11 protein-coding genes, 1 tRNA gene and 1 pseudogene are annotated in these 14,223 nt (G+C 47.7%); 2 read left to right on the forward strand and 11 right to left on the reverse strand.

Annotation, left to right across the window (positions count from 1 at the left end):
* Positions 1-9 precede the first annotated feature (9 nt).
* The 10 genes from speD to PGL02S_RS21665 all read right to left on the reverse strand — a co-directional run bounded on the left by speD (position 10) and on the right by PGL02S_RS21665 (position 12,310).
* A complete protein-coding gene (gene speD, locus PGL02S_RS21620; protein WP_006208786.1) occupies positions 10-408 on the reverse strand; it encodes an adenosylmethionine decarboxylase in 399 nt (132 codons plus the stop codon).
* 357 nt (positions 409-765) lie between these two features.
* On the reverse strand, positions 766-1,356 hold the full coding sequence (locus PGL02S_RS21625; protein ID WP_006208785.1) for a hypothetical protein: 591 nt from the start codon (positions 1,354-1,356) through the stop codon (positions 766-768).
* A 214-nt stretch (positions 1,357-1,570) separates the two neighbouring features.
* The gene (gene yihA / locus PGL02S_RS21630) at positions 1,571-2,215 is read right to left on the reverse strand and encodes a ribosome biogenesis GTP-binding protein YihA/YsxC (protein ID WP_006208784.1); all 645 of its coding nucleotides are present in this window, start codon (positions 2,213-2,215) and stop codon (positions 1,571-1,573) included.
* A gap of 17 nt (positions 2,216-2,232) precedes the next feature.
* A complete protein-coding gene (gene lon, locus PGL02S_RS21635) occupies positions 2,233-4,569 on the reverse strand; it encodes an endopeptidase La (RefSeq protein ID WP_006208783.1) in 2,337 nt (778 codons plus the stop codon).
* 84 nt (positions 4,570-4,653) lie between these two features.
* Positions 4,654-6,363 (reverse strand): ATP-dependent protease LonB, encoded by a 1,710-nt coding sequence (lonB, locus tag PGL02S_RS21640; RefSeq protein ID WP_370511128.1) that lies wholly within the window; start codon positions 6,361-6,363, stop codon positions 4,654-4,656.
* Between the two features lie 259 nt (positions 6,364-6,622).
* A complete protein-coding gene (gene ispG, locus PGL02S_RS21645) occupies positions 6,623-7,732 on the reverse strand; it encodes a flavodoxin-dependent (E)-4-hydroxy-3-methylbut-2-enyl-diphosphate synthase (protein ID WP_006208781.1) in 1,110 nt (369 codons plus the stop codon).
* Between the two features lie 114 nt (positions 7,733-7,846).
* On the reverse strand, positions 7,847-9,112 hold the full coding sequence (gene clpX, locus PGL02S_RS21650) for an ATP-dependent protease ATP-binding subunit ClpX (RefSeq protein ID WP_006208780.1): 1,266 nt from the start codon (positions 9,110-9,112) through the stop codon (positions 7,847-7,849).
* 14 nt (positions 9,113-9,126) lie between these two features.
* Entirely contained in the window at positions 9,127-9,717 is a 591-nt protein-coding gene (clpP, locus tag PGL02S_RS21655; protein WP_006208779.1) for an ATP-dependent Clp endopeptidase proteolytic subunit ClpP, read from the reverse strand.
* A 275-nt stretch (positions 9,718-9,992) separates the two neighbouring features.
* Entirely contained in the window at positions 9,993-11,321 is a 1,329-nt protein-coding gene (gene tig / locus PGL02S_RS21660) for a trigger factor (RefSeq protein ID WP_006208778.1), read from the reverse strand.
* A gap of 146 nt (positions 11,322-11,467) precedes the next feature.
* Positions 11,468-12,310, reverse strand: a complete 843-nt coding sequence (locus PGL02S_RS21665) for a hypothetical protein (RefSeq protein WP_006208777.1) — start codon at positions 12,308-12,310, stop codon at positions 11,468-11,470.
* Positions 12,311-12,670: 360 nt separating this feature from the next.
* Here PGL02S_RS21665 and PGL02S_RS21670 point away from each other — a divergent pair.
* A tRNA-Arg gene (locus PGL02S_RS21670) sits at positions 12,671-12,744 on the forward strand.
* Positions 12,745-13,092: 348 nt separating this feature from the next.
* On the opposite strand, the pseudogene PGL02S_RS21675 reads toward PGL02S_RS21670, so the two are convergent.
* Positions 13,093-13,559, reverse strand: a pseudogene (locus PGL02S_RS21675) (acetyltransferase).
* A 126-nt stretch (positions 13,560-13,685) separates the two neighbouring features.
* Here PGL02S_RS21675 and PGL02S_RS21680 point away from each other — a divergent pair.
* The gene (locus tag PGL02S_RS21680; protein WP_006208775.1) at positions 13,686-14,114 is read left to right on the forward strand and encodes an EamA family transporter; all 429 of its coding nucleotides are present in this window, start codon (positions 13,686-13,688) and stop codon (positions 14,112-14,114) included.
* Positions 14,115-14,223 lie beyond the last annotated feature (109 nt).

Consider the following 14,223-nt stretch of genomic DNA (forward strand, 5'->3'; position numbering starts at 1 on the left):
AGTGGCTAATTAAACGAGCTCAGCCTGTTTCATCTCTGGCGTTTCGACAGTCATTTCGCCGAGTCCGCGCACGAGTTTCTTAGCATAGCATTTTTCAGGTTTCAAAGCGGATACCAGATAGTCAATAGCTAACTGCGGATCTACTGTCTCCCCGCAGGTATAACAGTCAATCGCAGCAAAACCTCTCTCAGGGTAAGTGTGAATCGAGAGATGGCTTTCCGACAGCAACACCAGCACAGTAGCACCTTGTGGTTCAAACTGCTTGGATTGGACGGACAATACCGTTGCTCCACATGCTTCAGCGGCTTCCACCATCTGAGCTTGTAAAAATTCTGCACTGTTCAATAGTTCAAAATCGACTCCCCAAGTATCAACAGCAACGTGTCTTCCGAAAGTTGAGTATTCCATCTTCCGGTTTCCCCCTTCCTAGGAATAAAATGTTTGAAAAATTTCATCCGCTAGGACCTACGTCATTCACTTCCCGAGGGAATAATCTCTCGCAACATTACATGTCCTGAGTGAATCCTGGTTCCTATATTCTTTTCAACGAGATTAAAAATAACATCTATGACGTTTAATTGCAACACCTTTTTTAAAATTAACCCATAAATATTTTACAGCTCAATATATGTGTGTCTGCACAACTTGGTGCCAGAGAACGACCAAATGGATCTTATCATCATTTATATTCATAAACATACAAGAAACAAATGTATACATTTAAAAAAACGCATAAAAAAAGCCGCCCCTTACGGGCAGCCTTCCCTAGGCTTCTAGCACGAATAACCGTTGATTAAACCGTCGCAGCCGTTCATCTATAGTCTGAGTAATATGTTTATCATTCCCTGCTGCAATCCGCTGGTCCAAAAGCACGTTGATATGGTACTGGATGGATTCAATCTCTTTCTCTGCTTCATTGCTGTTGAAGAGACGCTGCAACTCGCCTGCCGTATTCTTGTACTCATAAATAACAATGCTGTCGCTTCCGGCAATCTGCGTAATTCTGTGCACCGTTCCAGCGTGGTAGTCGTAGCTCATCGTAAAGCCGCGATAAATCCGATTCACTCTGCCTGAGCCTTTAAAAGCCGCAAACAGTTTGCGTACGGCATTTGTCAGGTGAGGAGTGACCAATCGGCACGACAGCTCACAGACGTACAAGCCATTCTTGCGTTCAAAGGGCAAATGAACTTCTTCCCCGCTTTCATCTTCGAGCACAAACTCCTGCTCTCCGCTATCCATGACTTTTACCCGGTTCGTAACCCGGAAAGCTTGGGTATACTGCAGAAATTGATCCATTTGAACATCCGTCATTTGCATTGTGGCATTAACATATTCTGTGGCTAACCGCTGAGCCATAAAAATCTCCCTCAATTCTTTTAACTTACTACCATTATACAGCAGACCCAGGCGGTCTTTCCTGCCGTCCGAATGAGAATATCCATCATATTTCATAAAAAAACGGAATTAGCCGGAATCAGACTGACATTTCCCACAAGATGCTCACTTTCCTGTAAAGAATGCACCGATTCCCTATATCACCCTTGAAAAAAACATCATCAAACAAACGGGATCAGGCTTGTTCATTACCTTCCGTTTCGGAATCAAGGGATAACTCTTCCTCTTCGTGCTGAGTCCCCATATGAGACTCCATAATAGCCCATAACTCATCTTTACCCAGTCCGAGCTCAGATGAAAACATCACGAATGAATGATAGGGCTTAAAGCCCAGTGTATCCTTAACGATTTTCACATGCTTCTGACGGCGTGTTTTCGGGATTTTATCCGCTTTGGTTGCAACCACACATACCGGACGGTTGTAATGCTGCAGCCATTCATACATGCTGATATCATCTTTTGACGGCGGGTGACGCATGTCCACAATCAACAGGACAAGCTTCAGCTCTTCCCGGTTAAGCAAATACCGCTCAATCATTTCGCCAAAGGCGGCACGCTGCGTTTTGGACACCTTCGCATACCCATAGCCGGGAAAATCGACCAGATACAGGTCATCATTCACCCGATAATAGTTGAGCTGCTGCGTTTTGCCGGGCGTAGAGCTGGTACGCGCCAGATTTTTACGGGCTATCATACGGTTAATCAGTGATGACTTGCCCACGTTGGAACGCCCTGCCAGAGCAATTTCCGGCAAGGCGTCTTCAGGATATTGGGCAGGTACGACAGCACTGATGACAAAATCGGCTTTCGTAACTTTCATAATTTAGACTTTCCTCTCTAGTGCACTCCCGCTTGTTCAACGAGCGCATGCTCCAGAACCTGATCCATATGGGATACCGGAACGAACTCAACGTCGTTCTTCACGCTGTCAGGTATATCACGCAAGTCACGTTCGTTATCCTTAGGGAGTAATATTTTTTTGTAGCCGGCACGGTGGGCTGCCAGAGATTTCTCTTTCAAGCCACCAATCGGAAGAACGCGTCCCCGAAGTGTAATTTCCCCCGTCATGGCCACATCGCGGGCTACATGCCGTTTGGTTAAAGATGAAATAAGAGCCGTGGCAATCGTAATTCCGGCTGATGGACCATCCTTCGGAATGGCTCCTTCCGGGATATGGATATGAACATCGAGTTTCTCGTGGAAATCCGGATCAATACCCAGCTCCACCGCCTTCGAGCGAGTAAAACTGAAGGCAGCCTGAGCCGATTCCTTCATCACATCACCAAGTTTACCCGTCAGGGTCAGCTTGCCGGTTCCAGGCACCACCGTAACTTCAATGGTCAGCGTCTCGCCGCCCACTTCCGTCCACGCAAGCCCCGTGACCGTGCCCACTTGATCCTCAAGCTCGGCCATGCCATAGCGAAACTTCGGAATTCCGAGATATTCCTTGATATCTTCAGCCTTAATCTCAATGGATTCCGATGCATGGGTCACAATCTGTTTGGCTGCCTTACGGCACAGCGCTGCCACTTGCTGCTCCAAATTGCGGACTCCGGATTCACGGGTATATTCCCGAATCACCTTCATCAGAGCTTCCTCGTCCAGTATCAGCTGTTCTGCTTCAAGCCCATGCTCGCTCTTCTGTTTAGGCAGCAAATAACGGTTCGCAATCTGCAGCTTCTCCAGCTCCGTATATCCTGGAATGTACAGCACTTCCATACGGTCAAGGAGCGGTCTGGGAATGTTATGAAGCACGTTCGCCGTCGTAACAAACATGACGTTAGACAGATCAAACGGAATTTCCACGAAATGATCGCTGAATGTGTTGTTCTGCTCCGGATCGAGCACCTCAAGCAGTGCTGAAGATGGATCGCCCCGGAAATCGGAAGCCATCTTATCAATTTCATCAAGCAGGAACACCGGATTCATCGAACCCGCTGTTTTCATTCCTTGAATGATACGTCCTGGCATAGCCCCTACATAGGTGCGCCGGTGTCCGCGGATTTCGGCCTCGTCTCTCACGCCACCTAAGGAGACACGTACAAACTTGCGCTCCAGTGAGCGGGCGATGGACCGGGCGAGCGATGTTTTACCGACGCCTGGAGGGCCAACCAAACATAGAATCGGCCCCTTCATCTTCTTCACCAGCTTCTGAACCGCCAAGTATTCCAGCACGCGTTCCTTCGGCTTCTCGAGACCGTAATGATCCTCATCCAGCACTTGTTCTGCTTTGACGATATCCAGATCGTCTTCGGTCTTGCTGCTCCAAGGCAGCGCCAGCAGCCAATCGACGTAGTTTCGGATAACGCCGCCTTCGGCAGAGCTTGCCGGCATTTTCTCGAGACGGTCGATTTCCTTCTCTACCTTCTCATGCACACGTTCCGGAAGCTCAAGCTCCTGAAGCTGACTTCGGAGCTCCTCTACCTCCCCGGTACGGCCTTCCTTGTCGCCAAGCTCTTTCTGAATGGCCTTCATCTGTTCGCGCAAGTAGTATTCCTTCTGGGTCTTCTCCATTTGCTTCTTGACCCGCTGGTTGATCTTGCGTTCCAATTCCAGCACTTCACGCTCATTGTTCAATATGTCTAGAAGCTTCTCGAGCCTTTTGCGAACATCAATGGTTTCGAGAATTTCTTGCTTATCCTTGATCTTCAGCGACAAATGACTCGTAATCACGTCTGCCAGACGACCTGGCTCGTCAATATCGGAAACGGCCGCCAATGTCTCTGGTGTCACCTTCTTGGACAGATTGATATAATTCTCAAACTGAGACAGTACGGTTCGCATTAATGCGGAAACTTCAGGGTCATGGTTCTCCTCTTCAGGCAGCTCGCGAGCCATGACCTCATAGTATTCCTCTTGATCCGTATATTCAATAACCTCCGCCCGTTCCATACCTTCCACAAGCACACGTATGGTACCGTTAGGAAGCTTAAGCATCTGGCGTACATTCGCAACTGTGCCAATCCGATAAATATCCTCTTGCGTCGGTTCTTCAATGTTCACTTCCGATTGAGAACATAGGAGAATCAAATTGTCTTCAACCATCGCCTTTTCTAAAGCCTTTACCGATTTCTCCCGTCCTACATCCAAGTGAAGCACCATGCTCGGATAGACAAGAAGACCTCTTAAAGGCAGTAAAGGAAAACGACGACCTTTGAATTTACTGGGTCCCATCGCTTTCGCACCTCCAACGGCTCTCAATGTTGACACTATTCCTATTTTATCAAATCTGCGTATAAAAAACCAACAAAGTGAAACTTAACATCCTCCAGCGTCCGTGACTTTCCCGTTGCGCGGAGGCGTTGCCTGCAGCAATGAAGCTGAAGAGGCTGGAAACACTTCGTTTCCGGGGAGCTGTACAACCTCCGGAGCGAACGATCCGCCAAAAATGTGGGCGAATACTTCGTCCACCGATTCTACAGGAATTACCCGTAAACCGCCACTTAAATCTTGGAACAACGTTTGCCAATTGTCTTTGGGAATGATTACACGGGTAGCACCTGCCTGGAATGCCGCCTCCACTTTGGCGATGACCCCGCCAATTGGCTTCACCTTTCCATGAATGCTCATCTCGCCGGTCATTGCGATCTTATTATCAACCTCAATTCCTTTGATAGCCGATACAATCGCCGCAGCCATCGCAATACCCGCGGAAGGTCCGTCAATCGGCGTTCCCCCAGGAAAGTTAATATGCAGATCATAGTTCTTAGGTGTAAAACCCATAGAGCCCAGGACTGTTAACACATTCTCGATCGATCCCTTGGCCATGCTCTTACGACGCAGCTTCCGCGAGCCTCCGCCAAACTCCTCTTCATCCACAACCCCGGTGATATTGTAGGTACCCCGTCCCTCCTCAACAGGAACCGCAGATACTTCAATTTCAAGCAGCGCCCCCATATTAGGGCCGTATACAGCTAATCCGTTAACAACGCCAACCTGCGGCTTCTCCGGTATTTTTCGATCCGGACGAGGCTGAAGCTGACTGCTGCTGGCGACCCATTCCACGTCCGCTGCACGAAGCGAATCTCTTTTTTCGGTCAGCGCCAGGCCAGCAGCCAATTGAATCATATTGACCGCTTCCCGGCCGTTGGAACAGTACTGCTTCACCACTTCTACCGCTTCTGGTGCCGAATTCAGCTCAATCTTCTGAATAGCATCCTCTGCAATCCTTCCAATCTCTTCAGGCAGAAGCGGTCGGAAAAAAATCTCCATGCAGCGCGAGCGAAGTGCAGGAGCAATCTCTTCCGGTGAACGTGTCGTTGCACCCACCAGACGGAAGTCGGCCGGCAGGCCGTTTTGAAAAATGTCGTGAATATAAGCAGGTGTGTTGGCATCCTCAGAATTATAATATGCACTTTCCAGCAGCACCTTGCGGTCCTCCAGCACTTTTAAAAGCTTATTCATCTGGATCGGATGCAATTCCCCAATTTCATCAATAAAGAGGATTCCTCCGTGTGCCTTGGTCACCGCTCCCGGCTTCGGCTGAGGAATGCCTGCAACCCCCATGGCTCCCGCACCTTGGTAAATCGGATCATGAACAGACCCGATGAGCGGGTCAGCTATGCCGCGTTCATCGAACCGGGCCGTTGTTGCATCAATTTCCGTGAACTTGGCGTCATATTTAAACGGAGATTGCGGATTCTTCTTCGCTTCCTCCATCACTACACGAGCAGCGGCTGTTTTGCCTACCCCTGGCGGGCCGTATACAATAACATGCTGCGGATTGGCGCTGCAGAGAGCAGCCTTTAGGGCTCGCAAGCCGTCCTTTTGCCCCACGATGTCATCCATGGTTTGCGGTCTTGTTTTCTCAGCCAGCGGTTTTGTTAACGATATGGACCGCAGTTTGCGGAGTTTATCAAGTTCCTTACGCGATTCCCGATCCACCGCCGTCTTGCTTGTTTTCTGTCCGCGCAATAAATTCCAAAAATAAATGCCGATGATGACTGCAAAAAACAGCTGCACCAGCATTATCACAATACTTAAGTTCACAAGTCATTCCTCCTGTACTCCATTATGTCTTCATCGAATCGTTAATACATGGTAGTATTGCCGATTCCTCGAATGGTAAAACGCGGATAGCGAAAAAGTCATGACATTGTTGGGAAGGCGCCCCGCTGCTGCGGTGTATGACATCCTGCTAAACAGAAAAGCGGCAGTCTCTTGAATTCAAGAGACTGCCGCTTTTAAAAAGTGCAATTATAACGTTATAAAAACCAAGTTATTAAGCTTAAACCGTGGATTTGTGCTTGCGGCCCGGGATTTCGCCGGTTTCCTCGTACACCTTCACGATATTGTCGATTTCCTTCTTAAGCTCCTCCACCATGGTGGCTTCTGGAACTTTACGTATCATCTCCCCATAACGGAAGAGCAGGCCCTCGCCACGCGCGCCGGCAATACCGATGTCGGCTTCTCTAGCCTCACCAGGTCCATTGACTGCGCATCCCAGAACGGAAACTTTAATCGGCACTTTGATCTTCGAGATGTATTCCTCTACCTCATTGGCAATGGAGAACAAGTCGATATCCAGCCGTCCGCAAGTCGGGCAAGATACCAAGGTTGCCGCATCCGAGATGAGGCCGAATGATTTTAGAAGCTCCCGGCCCACTTTGATCTCTTCCACGGGATCAGCACTCAAGGAAATACGCATCGTGCTGCCGATTCCCAGGGACAACAGCGCTCCGAGACCGGCAGCGCTCTTCACCGTACCGGAGAACAGCGTCCCGGCTTCGGTAATTCCCAGATGAAGCGGATATGGAATAACTTCGGCAGCCTTCGTATACGCCGCGATAGCCATCGGTACGTCAGATGCTTTAAGCGAAACGATGATATCGTGGAAATCCAGTTCTTCCAATATCCCGATATGATACAAGGCGCTTTCCACCATAGCTTCCGGCGTAGGATACCCGTATTTTTCGATAAGATGATTCTCCAAGGAACCGGCGTTAACCCCGATCCGAATCGGAATCCCCTTCTCCTTACAAGCCTTCACGACAGCTTCGACTTTCTCACGCTTGCCGATGTTGCCCGGATTGATCCGAACCTTATCAATACCATTCTCGATAGCCATCAAGGCAAGTTTGTAGTTAAAATGAATATCCGCCACAAGCGGAATATGAATGCGTTTCTTGATTTCTTTTATAGCAGCGGCAGCTTCTTCATTGTTTACCGTTACCCGAACGACCTGACAACCTGCTTCTTCCAGACGCAAAATCTCGGCAACGGTTGCCTCCACATCTGCGGTCTTGGTGGTGCACATGCTTTGAATAATGACTTCGTTCTTTCCCCCAATGGTGAGGTTCCCCACCCTGACGGGCCGTGTGTCTTGTCTCAAAAACATGGTACGATCTCTCCCATATAACGCCAAAGCTCCACTCCAGCAAAGCCCGACTGGACATAACTGGAAGTGGAGAATCAGCGTAGATTTATTCCACGCCTAATACGCTATGGCGTATTAAGCACTTTCTTCTTGTTTCTTGTCATCTTCGCTTCCCTTGCTCTGCAGCTCAGGAATCACTTTATCGCGAACAACCTGCTCCGTGATGACGCAATCCTTGATGTCATCTCTGGACGGCACTTCGTACATAACATCCAGCATAATGCCTTCAATGATCGAACGCAATCCGCGTGCACCGGTATTCCGCTTAATTGCCTCGCGGGCAATCGCTTCTAGAGCACCTGGCTCAAACTTGAGGTTGACATTGTCAAATTCAAGCAGCTTTTGGTACTGTTTCGTGAGCGCGTTTTTCGGCTCGGACAGAATGCGTACCAGCGTTGCCTCATCCAGCGGCTCCAAAGTGGAGACTACAGGCAGACGGCCAACAAATTCCGGAATCAAACCGAATTTGAGCAAGTCTTCCGGCAGAACCATGGTCAGGTATTCACCTGGCTTAAGATCCTTTTGGCTCTCTCCGGAGGCATTGAAACCGATGACCTTCTTGCCGATCCGGCGTTTGATATACTGCTCCAGACCGTCAAATGCACCGCCACAGATGAACAAAATGTTCGTTGTATCGATCTGAATGAATTCCTGATGCGGATGCTTGCGTCCTCCTTGCGGTGGAACAGAAGCAACGGTACCTTCAAGAATTTTCAGCAAGGCTTGTTGAACACCTTCACCGGATACGTCACGCGTAATGGACGGGTTCTCCGATTTGCGGGCTACTTTATCGATTTCATCAATATAGATAATGCCGCGTTCTGCTTTTTCCACATCATAGTCTGCTGCCTGGATCAGCTTCAGCAGAATGTTCTCTACATCTTCACCTACATAACCGGCTTCTGTCAGTGAAGTTGCGTCCGCAATAGCAAACGGAACATTGAGAATTTTAGCCATCGTTTGTGCAAGCAATGTTTTACCGGAACCTGTAGGTCCAAGCAGCAAAATGTTACTCTTTTGCAATTCAACATCCTCAATCTTGTTCTGGGTGTTGATGCGCTTATAGTGGTTGTAGACAGCAACCGAAAGGGATTTCTTCGCTTGATCCTGTCCGATTACGTATTGATCCAGAATGTCACGAATATCACGTGGCTTCGGAATATCCTTCAGATCCACTTCTTCCTCATGTCCGAGTTCTTCCTCTACAATCTCGGAGCACAAGTCAATACACTCGTCACATATATAAACACCGGGCCCCGCAACCAGTTTGCGGACCTGCTCCTGGGATTTACCGCAGAAGGAGCATTTTAGCTGCCCTTTGTCATCGTTAAATTTAAACATGCTATTACCACCCCTTAAGATTTGGTCGGTGAAGACAGAACATCGTCAATAATACCGTACGCCTTCGCTTCCTCCGCGCTCATGAAAAAGTCGCGGTCTGTATCGCGTTCGATTTTTTCAAGGGGCTGACCCGTGCGCTCCACATAGATTTGATTCAGCTTATGTCTGGTCTTGATGATCCAATCTGCATGGATTTGGATATCGGATGCCTGACCCTGAATACCCCCGAGCGGTTGATGTATCATGACTTCACTGTTCTCGAGAGCATAGCGTTTGCCTGGTGCTCCGGCAGTAAGCAGCAGCGATCCCATACTGGCGGCCATACCTACGCAAATGGTTGACACATCAGGCTTAATCAACTGCATCGTATCATATATACCCATCCCGGCTGTAACCGAACCGCCAGGAGAATTGATGTACAAAGAGATGTCCTTTTCCGGATCTTCCGCAGCCAAAAACAGCAGCTGGGCAATAACAAGATTGGCAACATCGTCATCTATCGCACTGCTGAGGAATATAATGCGATCCTTCAGTAATCTTGAGTAGATATCGTAAGATCTTTCGCCTCGACTAGTTTGCTCAACAACCATAGGTACAAGACTCATGCGACCAACCTCTTTTCCTTGAAAAATATACGGCAGTGTTACAAAAGTTATTCTAACATGTTCGCAGCACGATGTCATTTTTTAACCCTGTTTACATTCTATGAACTTCCCAAGAATTATATCCTGCCAACTTGTCTCATTATGTATGTCGAAATTAATAACCAATTCATGTCATAATTAGTATTAAATTGGCTATTGTTAGGTAAAAATAAGGCACGCATGAAATGTACGTGCCTTATCGAATGTGAGGGCAGCTTTTCGCAGCTGCCTTTTTATTATTCTTCAGTTGCAGTTTCTTCTTTTTTCTCCACAGGAGCGCCTTCTACACTGTTTTCCAGCAAGAAGTCGATCGTTTTGCGAAGAAGCAATTCTTCACGAAGGCTGTCAAGGGAACCGTTAGCACCAAGGATGCTGCGGATTTCTTCAGCGGAACGTTTGTACGTATCAGCCATATTTTCCAGCTCTTTGTTGATTTCCTCTTCCGTTACTTCGAGCTTCTCTTCTTTTGCGATTTGCTCCAGCACGAGGTTGTTGCGAACGCGTTTTTCAGCGTCTTCTTTCATTTGTCCTTCCAGATCGTCACTGCTTTGGCCGGAGAAGCTAAGGAACATTTCCAGGTTCATGCCTTGTTGACGAAGACGGTTGTCGAAATCGCGCATCATGTTTTGAACTTCGGATTGGATCATAGCGTCTGGAATTTCAATTTCAGCATTAGCCGCTGCTTTTTCAACAGCTTCGTTCTCGCGAACGCCTTGTGCTTCTTGCTCTTTGCGAGTCAGCAATTGTTTCTTCAGATCTTCCTTGTACTCATCAAGGGTATCAAATTCACTAACGTCTTTAGCGAATTCATCATCCAGCTCAGGAAGCTGTTTGCGCTTGATTTCGTGTACTTTCACTTTGAAGACAGCTTGCTTGTTAGCTAACTCAGCTGCATGGTAGTTCTCTGGGAACGTAACTTCCACGTCTTTGAAATCTCCAGTAGCCATACCAATGACTTGATCTTCAAAGCCTGGAATGAAGGAGTTGCTTCCGAGTTCAAGGGAATAACGCTCAGCTTGTCCACCTTCAAAAGGCACACCGTCAACGGAACCGTCGAAATCGATCACTACGATATCACCGGATACAGACGCGCCTTCATCGATTACAGCAAGCTCAGCATGACGTTGTTGCAGACGCTCGAGCTCTTCGTTCAGTTCCTCTTCAGAAACTTCAGCGGCTACAGCAGCTACTTCAACACCTTTGTAATCACCCAGTTTAACTTCAGGTTTCACTGTTACTCTAGCTTTGAACTTGAAAGTTTCACCTTTAGCGAATTGCTCGATGTCCACTTCCGGACGATCTACAGGGAAAATATCCGCTTGATCTACAGCTTCGCTGTATGCTTCTGGAAGCAAGATGTCGATTGCATCCTGGTACAAGCTCTCTACGCCATAACGAGCTTCAAAAATCGGGCGAGGCACTTTACCTTTACGGAATCCAGGTACATTTGCTTTTTTAGCTACTTTATTAAAAGCTTTGTCGAGGGCGGATGCAACGCGATCCGCATCAACCTCAACGTCAAGAACGCCAAGGTTCTTCTCTATTTTTTCCCAAGTTGCTTTCATTTATGCTTTCCCCTCCAAAATAATTCACGTGGTCGGCGCAATAATGTATCACGTACCGAATAACCACTATAGTATAAACAACATTAAATCCTTTTTCAAGGGCGAACCCTTATGCTACGATACCGTAAACGTTTTCCAGGCTATGGCTATTCTTCCACACCCGCTGCCACAAATTGCTTGAGAGATCGGTAGGCTCCCTCATAGCGGAACCGCATGGTGTCCGTTATACCGTAGAGCGGGCGGATTTCCTCCTCATTCCGAAACCCCTTCAAACTCTCCGATACAATGTCATGGAGTGCGGCCGCCCATATGTCAAGCGTAGATTCTTCTTCATCCAGCATGGAATGGTAATCTTCGGTACCGTAAATGGCCATTATGAACTGGGACCATAGTTCTTGTGCAAAATAAAACAAAGTCGGTTCATGAATTTCCGTCTGATCTGCAACTCGCTCCAATATTCTCGTTATGGCAAGCGGAAAACTCCCCGGGTCCAGCGGCACCGTGTCGATCTCAATCTCTACGGCTTCCTGTCCCCGATGAAGGCTTACATTTCCCTCCATGCCCCTTCTTCGGAGTGTTTGCAGCACTCGAAATTGCAGCAGGGGATGAAGCGGCGTATCCTGCAGCCACTCAACCAAAACAGCATCAATCTCCGGACGATCCAGATAGGCGAGCTGTTCCAGTGCCAGAATGGTCTGTTCGGTCAACGGTCCGTTCATAACGGAAGCGAGCAGCTTGTCGGCATATCCGGCATCCTGAGCAACTTTTTCCTTAACCATCTGCCTCGCCATTTCCGCTTCGTCTGGATCATCCTCTTCGATATCTGCATCGGAATCAACCGAACGAGGTACAGCCTGTTCTGGAAACGCAGCTTCAAGCCATTCGAGGAGCGAATGCCACTCTTCATAATGCCGTTCATTCTGTCCGCCGCATCTCAGCAGAAAACGCAAAACTTCCATCGCTTCACCGTAACGTTCGTTCTCGAGCATAACCGTAAGCTGAATCTGGTAATAATCCAGCGTCTTCGGAAACAGGATGATGTTCTTATCCTCTTGTTCTTGGGAGTAAGAGTCCTTGATAAGGACACCTCCTTTCTATTCCTGTTTTTCATATTTGTTGATTATAGCATATGTACTGCCAAGTTAAAAAAAGAGCGCTCTCTATGCACTTTCCTGCCGTTCTGAAACATTCCGCCGACGCCTTTATTGAAATCCATCTTATGTCTTATCAATATAACCCGGAATGACACACTAATAATCTGGCAGATTCAAAAATGTTCGCAACTTAAAATAATTGTTGAATTTCCCCAATGCATGTGATAATATATTTTTTGCTTGAAAAATTTCTGTGTCCCAGTAGCTCAGCTGGATAGAGCAACGGCCTTCTAAGCCGTCGGTCAGGGGTTCGAATCCCTTCTGGGACGTAAAATGAAGAAGCAGCCACTTATCATCGTGGCTGCTTCTTTGCGTATTCCAGAAGGGACGATGAACCCGGAATCGGGTTCGCCTTAGCGTACGCTTCGGGAGGGGTTACTTCGCAGTCGGCCTGCAAGACCGCATCCCTTCTGGGACACAGTCCGCATATGAACTCCATAGGCCACAATCACAACTTGAACGGACACCAGGAGCGTTATTTCAGAAAAAACGTCCCGTTTTAAAATTTAGCGGACACCACAGCCGTTATTTAGCAATTTAACAGGCAAATCACCCTCTTTTGGCGTTATAACGGCCCTCAGGTCCGTTAGCATATCTGTTAGAGCTTTTTCACCATATTAGCGGCTTCTGAGTCCGTTATGGCGACCCAGCTCCATATGAATCAGTGGATACGGCTTGCCTGCACCATCCAGCTCCGAGCGGCCCGTCTGCACAAAACCGTATTTTTTGTAAAAAGCGTGGGCTCCGGCGTTCTGTTCATTTACATCGACAGTAAGTTTATCCCCTTCAACGATTCGGCATGCCGAATCAATTGGCTCCCCGCTCCTCGCCCATGATGCTGTGGATCCACAAACAACATTTCGATTTTCGAGCCGTCCAGGCCCATAAATCCAACGGGCTTGAAATCCTTGTTCAAGCACACCCATAACTCCACAGCTCGAAGTGCTCCATTTTTCACCATTTTATAATAAAAACGGAGATCCTCCTCTGTCAGGAAATCATGCGTGCTGCACACAGCGCGATGCCACAGCTCCACTAATTGATCATGATATTCTTCTTTATAAGCAACAATATGACCCGTCATCCGAAATTCAACCCCATCTCAGGAAAATCACTAGGAAAATGTAATGATATTGTACAAATCACTCCATACTATTATATATAAATCCTTAATAGTATTCAGGTCTTTATCGTTCAGGAGGGATATAGGATGCCATTATGGCTTATGTACGCACTGCTGTCGGCGGCCACCGCTGCACTTGTCGCTATTTTCGGCAAAATCGGGCTGCAAAATATCGATGCCAATTCAGCCACTGCCATTCGATCTGTCATCATGGCACTGTTCCTGCTGGGCGTGGTGGCCGTTCAGGGCAAATTTTCCGAGCTCGGGGAAATCCTCGTGCAGAAGAAAGCCTTAAGCTTCATTGTGCTAAGCGGAATTGCAGGAGCCATGTCCTGGCTGTTTTATTTTTTGGCACTGAAATACGGTAAGGTATCGCAGGTCGGGCCCATCGATAAATTAAGCGTGGTCATCGCCGTGATTCTTGCCTTTTTGTTTCTTGGAGAGAAAATATCCTGGATTAACGTGATCGGCGTCGCACTCATTGCTGTTGGTGCCCTGCTCGTTGCCGTAAAATAAAGCCGCTGATCAGCGGTTTATCTCATGATCCACTCATAGTTACAACCTATTGAATCTATCGCATTTATATATTTCTAATTATAAACAAAACCTGTCACAATGAGGTTAT

Origin of the sequence: Paenibacillus glucanolyticus NBRC 15330, from assembly GCF_004000885.1 — a bacterium.
Lineage (GTDB): Bacteria > Bacillota > Bacilli > Paenibacillales > Paenibacillaceae > Paenibacillus_AQ > Paenibacillus_AQ glucanolyticus.

Bases quoted from the DNA above. Each gene is read 5' to 3' on its own strand.
- speD (WP_006208786.1), bottom strand. From the start codon at position 408: ATGGAATACTCAACTTTCGGAAGACACGTTGCTGTTGATACTTGGGGA.
- clpX (WP_006208780.1), bottom strand. From the start codon at position 9,112: ATGTTTAAATTTAACGATGACAAAGGGCAGCTAAAATGCTCCTTCTGC.
- PGL02S_RS21625 (WP_006208785.1), bottom strand. From the start codon at position 1,356: ATGGCTCAGCGGTTAGCCACAGAATATGTTAATGCCACAATGCAAATG.
- lonB (WP_370511128.1), bottom strand. From the start codon at position 6,363: ATGCTGGTGCAGCTGTTTTTTGCAGTCATCATCGGCATTTATTTTTGG.
- lon (WP_006208783.1), bottom strand. From the start codon at position 4,569: ATGGGACCCAGTAAATTCAAAGGTCGTCGTTTTCCTTTACTGCCTTTA.
- PGL02S_RS21665 (WP_006208777.1), bottom strand. From the start codon at position 12,310: ATGCTCGAGAACGAACGTTACGGTGAAGCGATGGAAGTTTTGCGTTTT.
- yihA (WP_006208784.1), bottom strand. From the start codon at position 2,215: ATGAAAGTTACGAAAGCCGATTTTGTCATCAGTGCTGTCGTACCTGCC.
- PGL02S_RS21680 (WP_006208775.1), top strand. From the start codon at position 13,686: ATGCCATTATGGCTTATGTACGCACTGCTGTCGGCGGCCACCGCTGCA.
- ispG (WP_006208781.1), bottom strand. From the start codon at position 7,732: ATGTTTTTGAGACAAGACACACGGCCCGTCAGGGTGGGGAACCTCACC.
- clpP (WP_006208779.1), bottom strand. From the start codon at position 9,717: ATGAGTCTTGTACCTATGGTTGTTGAGCAAACTAGTCGAGGCGAAAGA.
- tig (WP_006208778.1), bottom strand. From the start codon at position 11,321: ATGAAAGCAACTTGGGAAAAAATAGAGAAGAACCTTGGCGTTCTTGAC.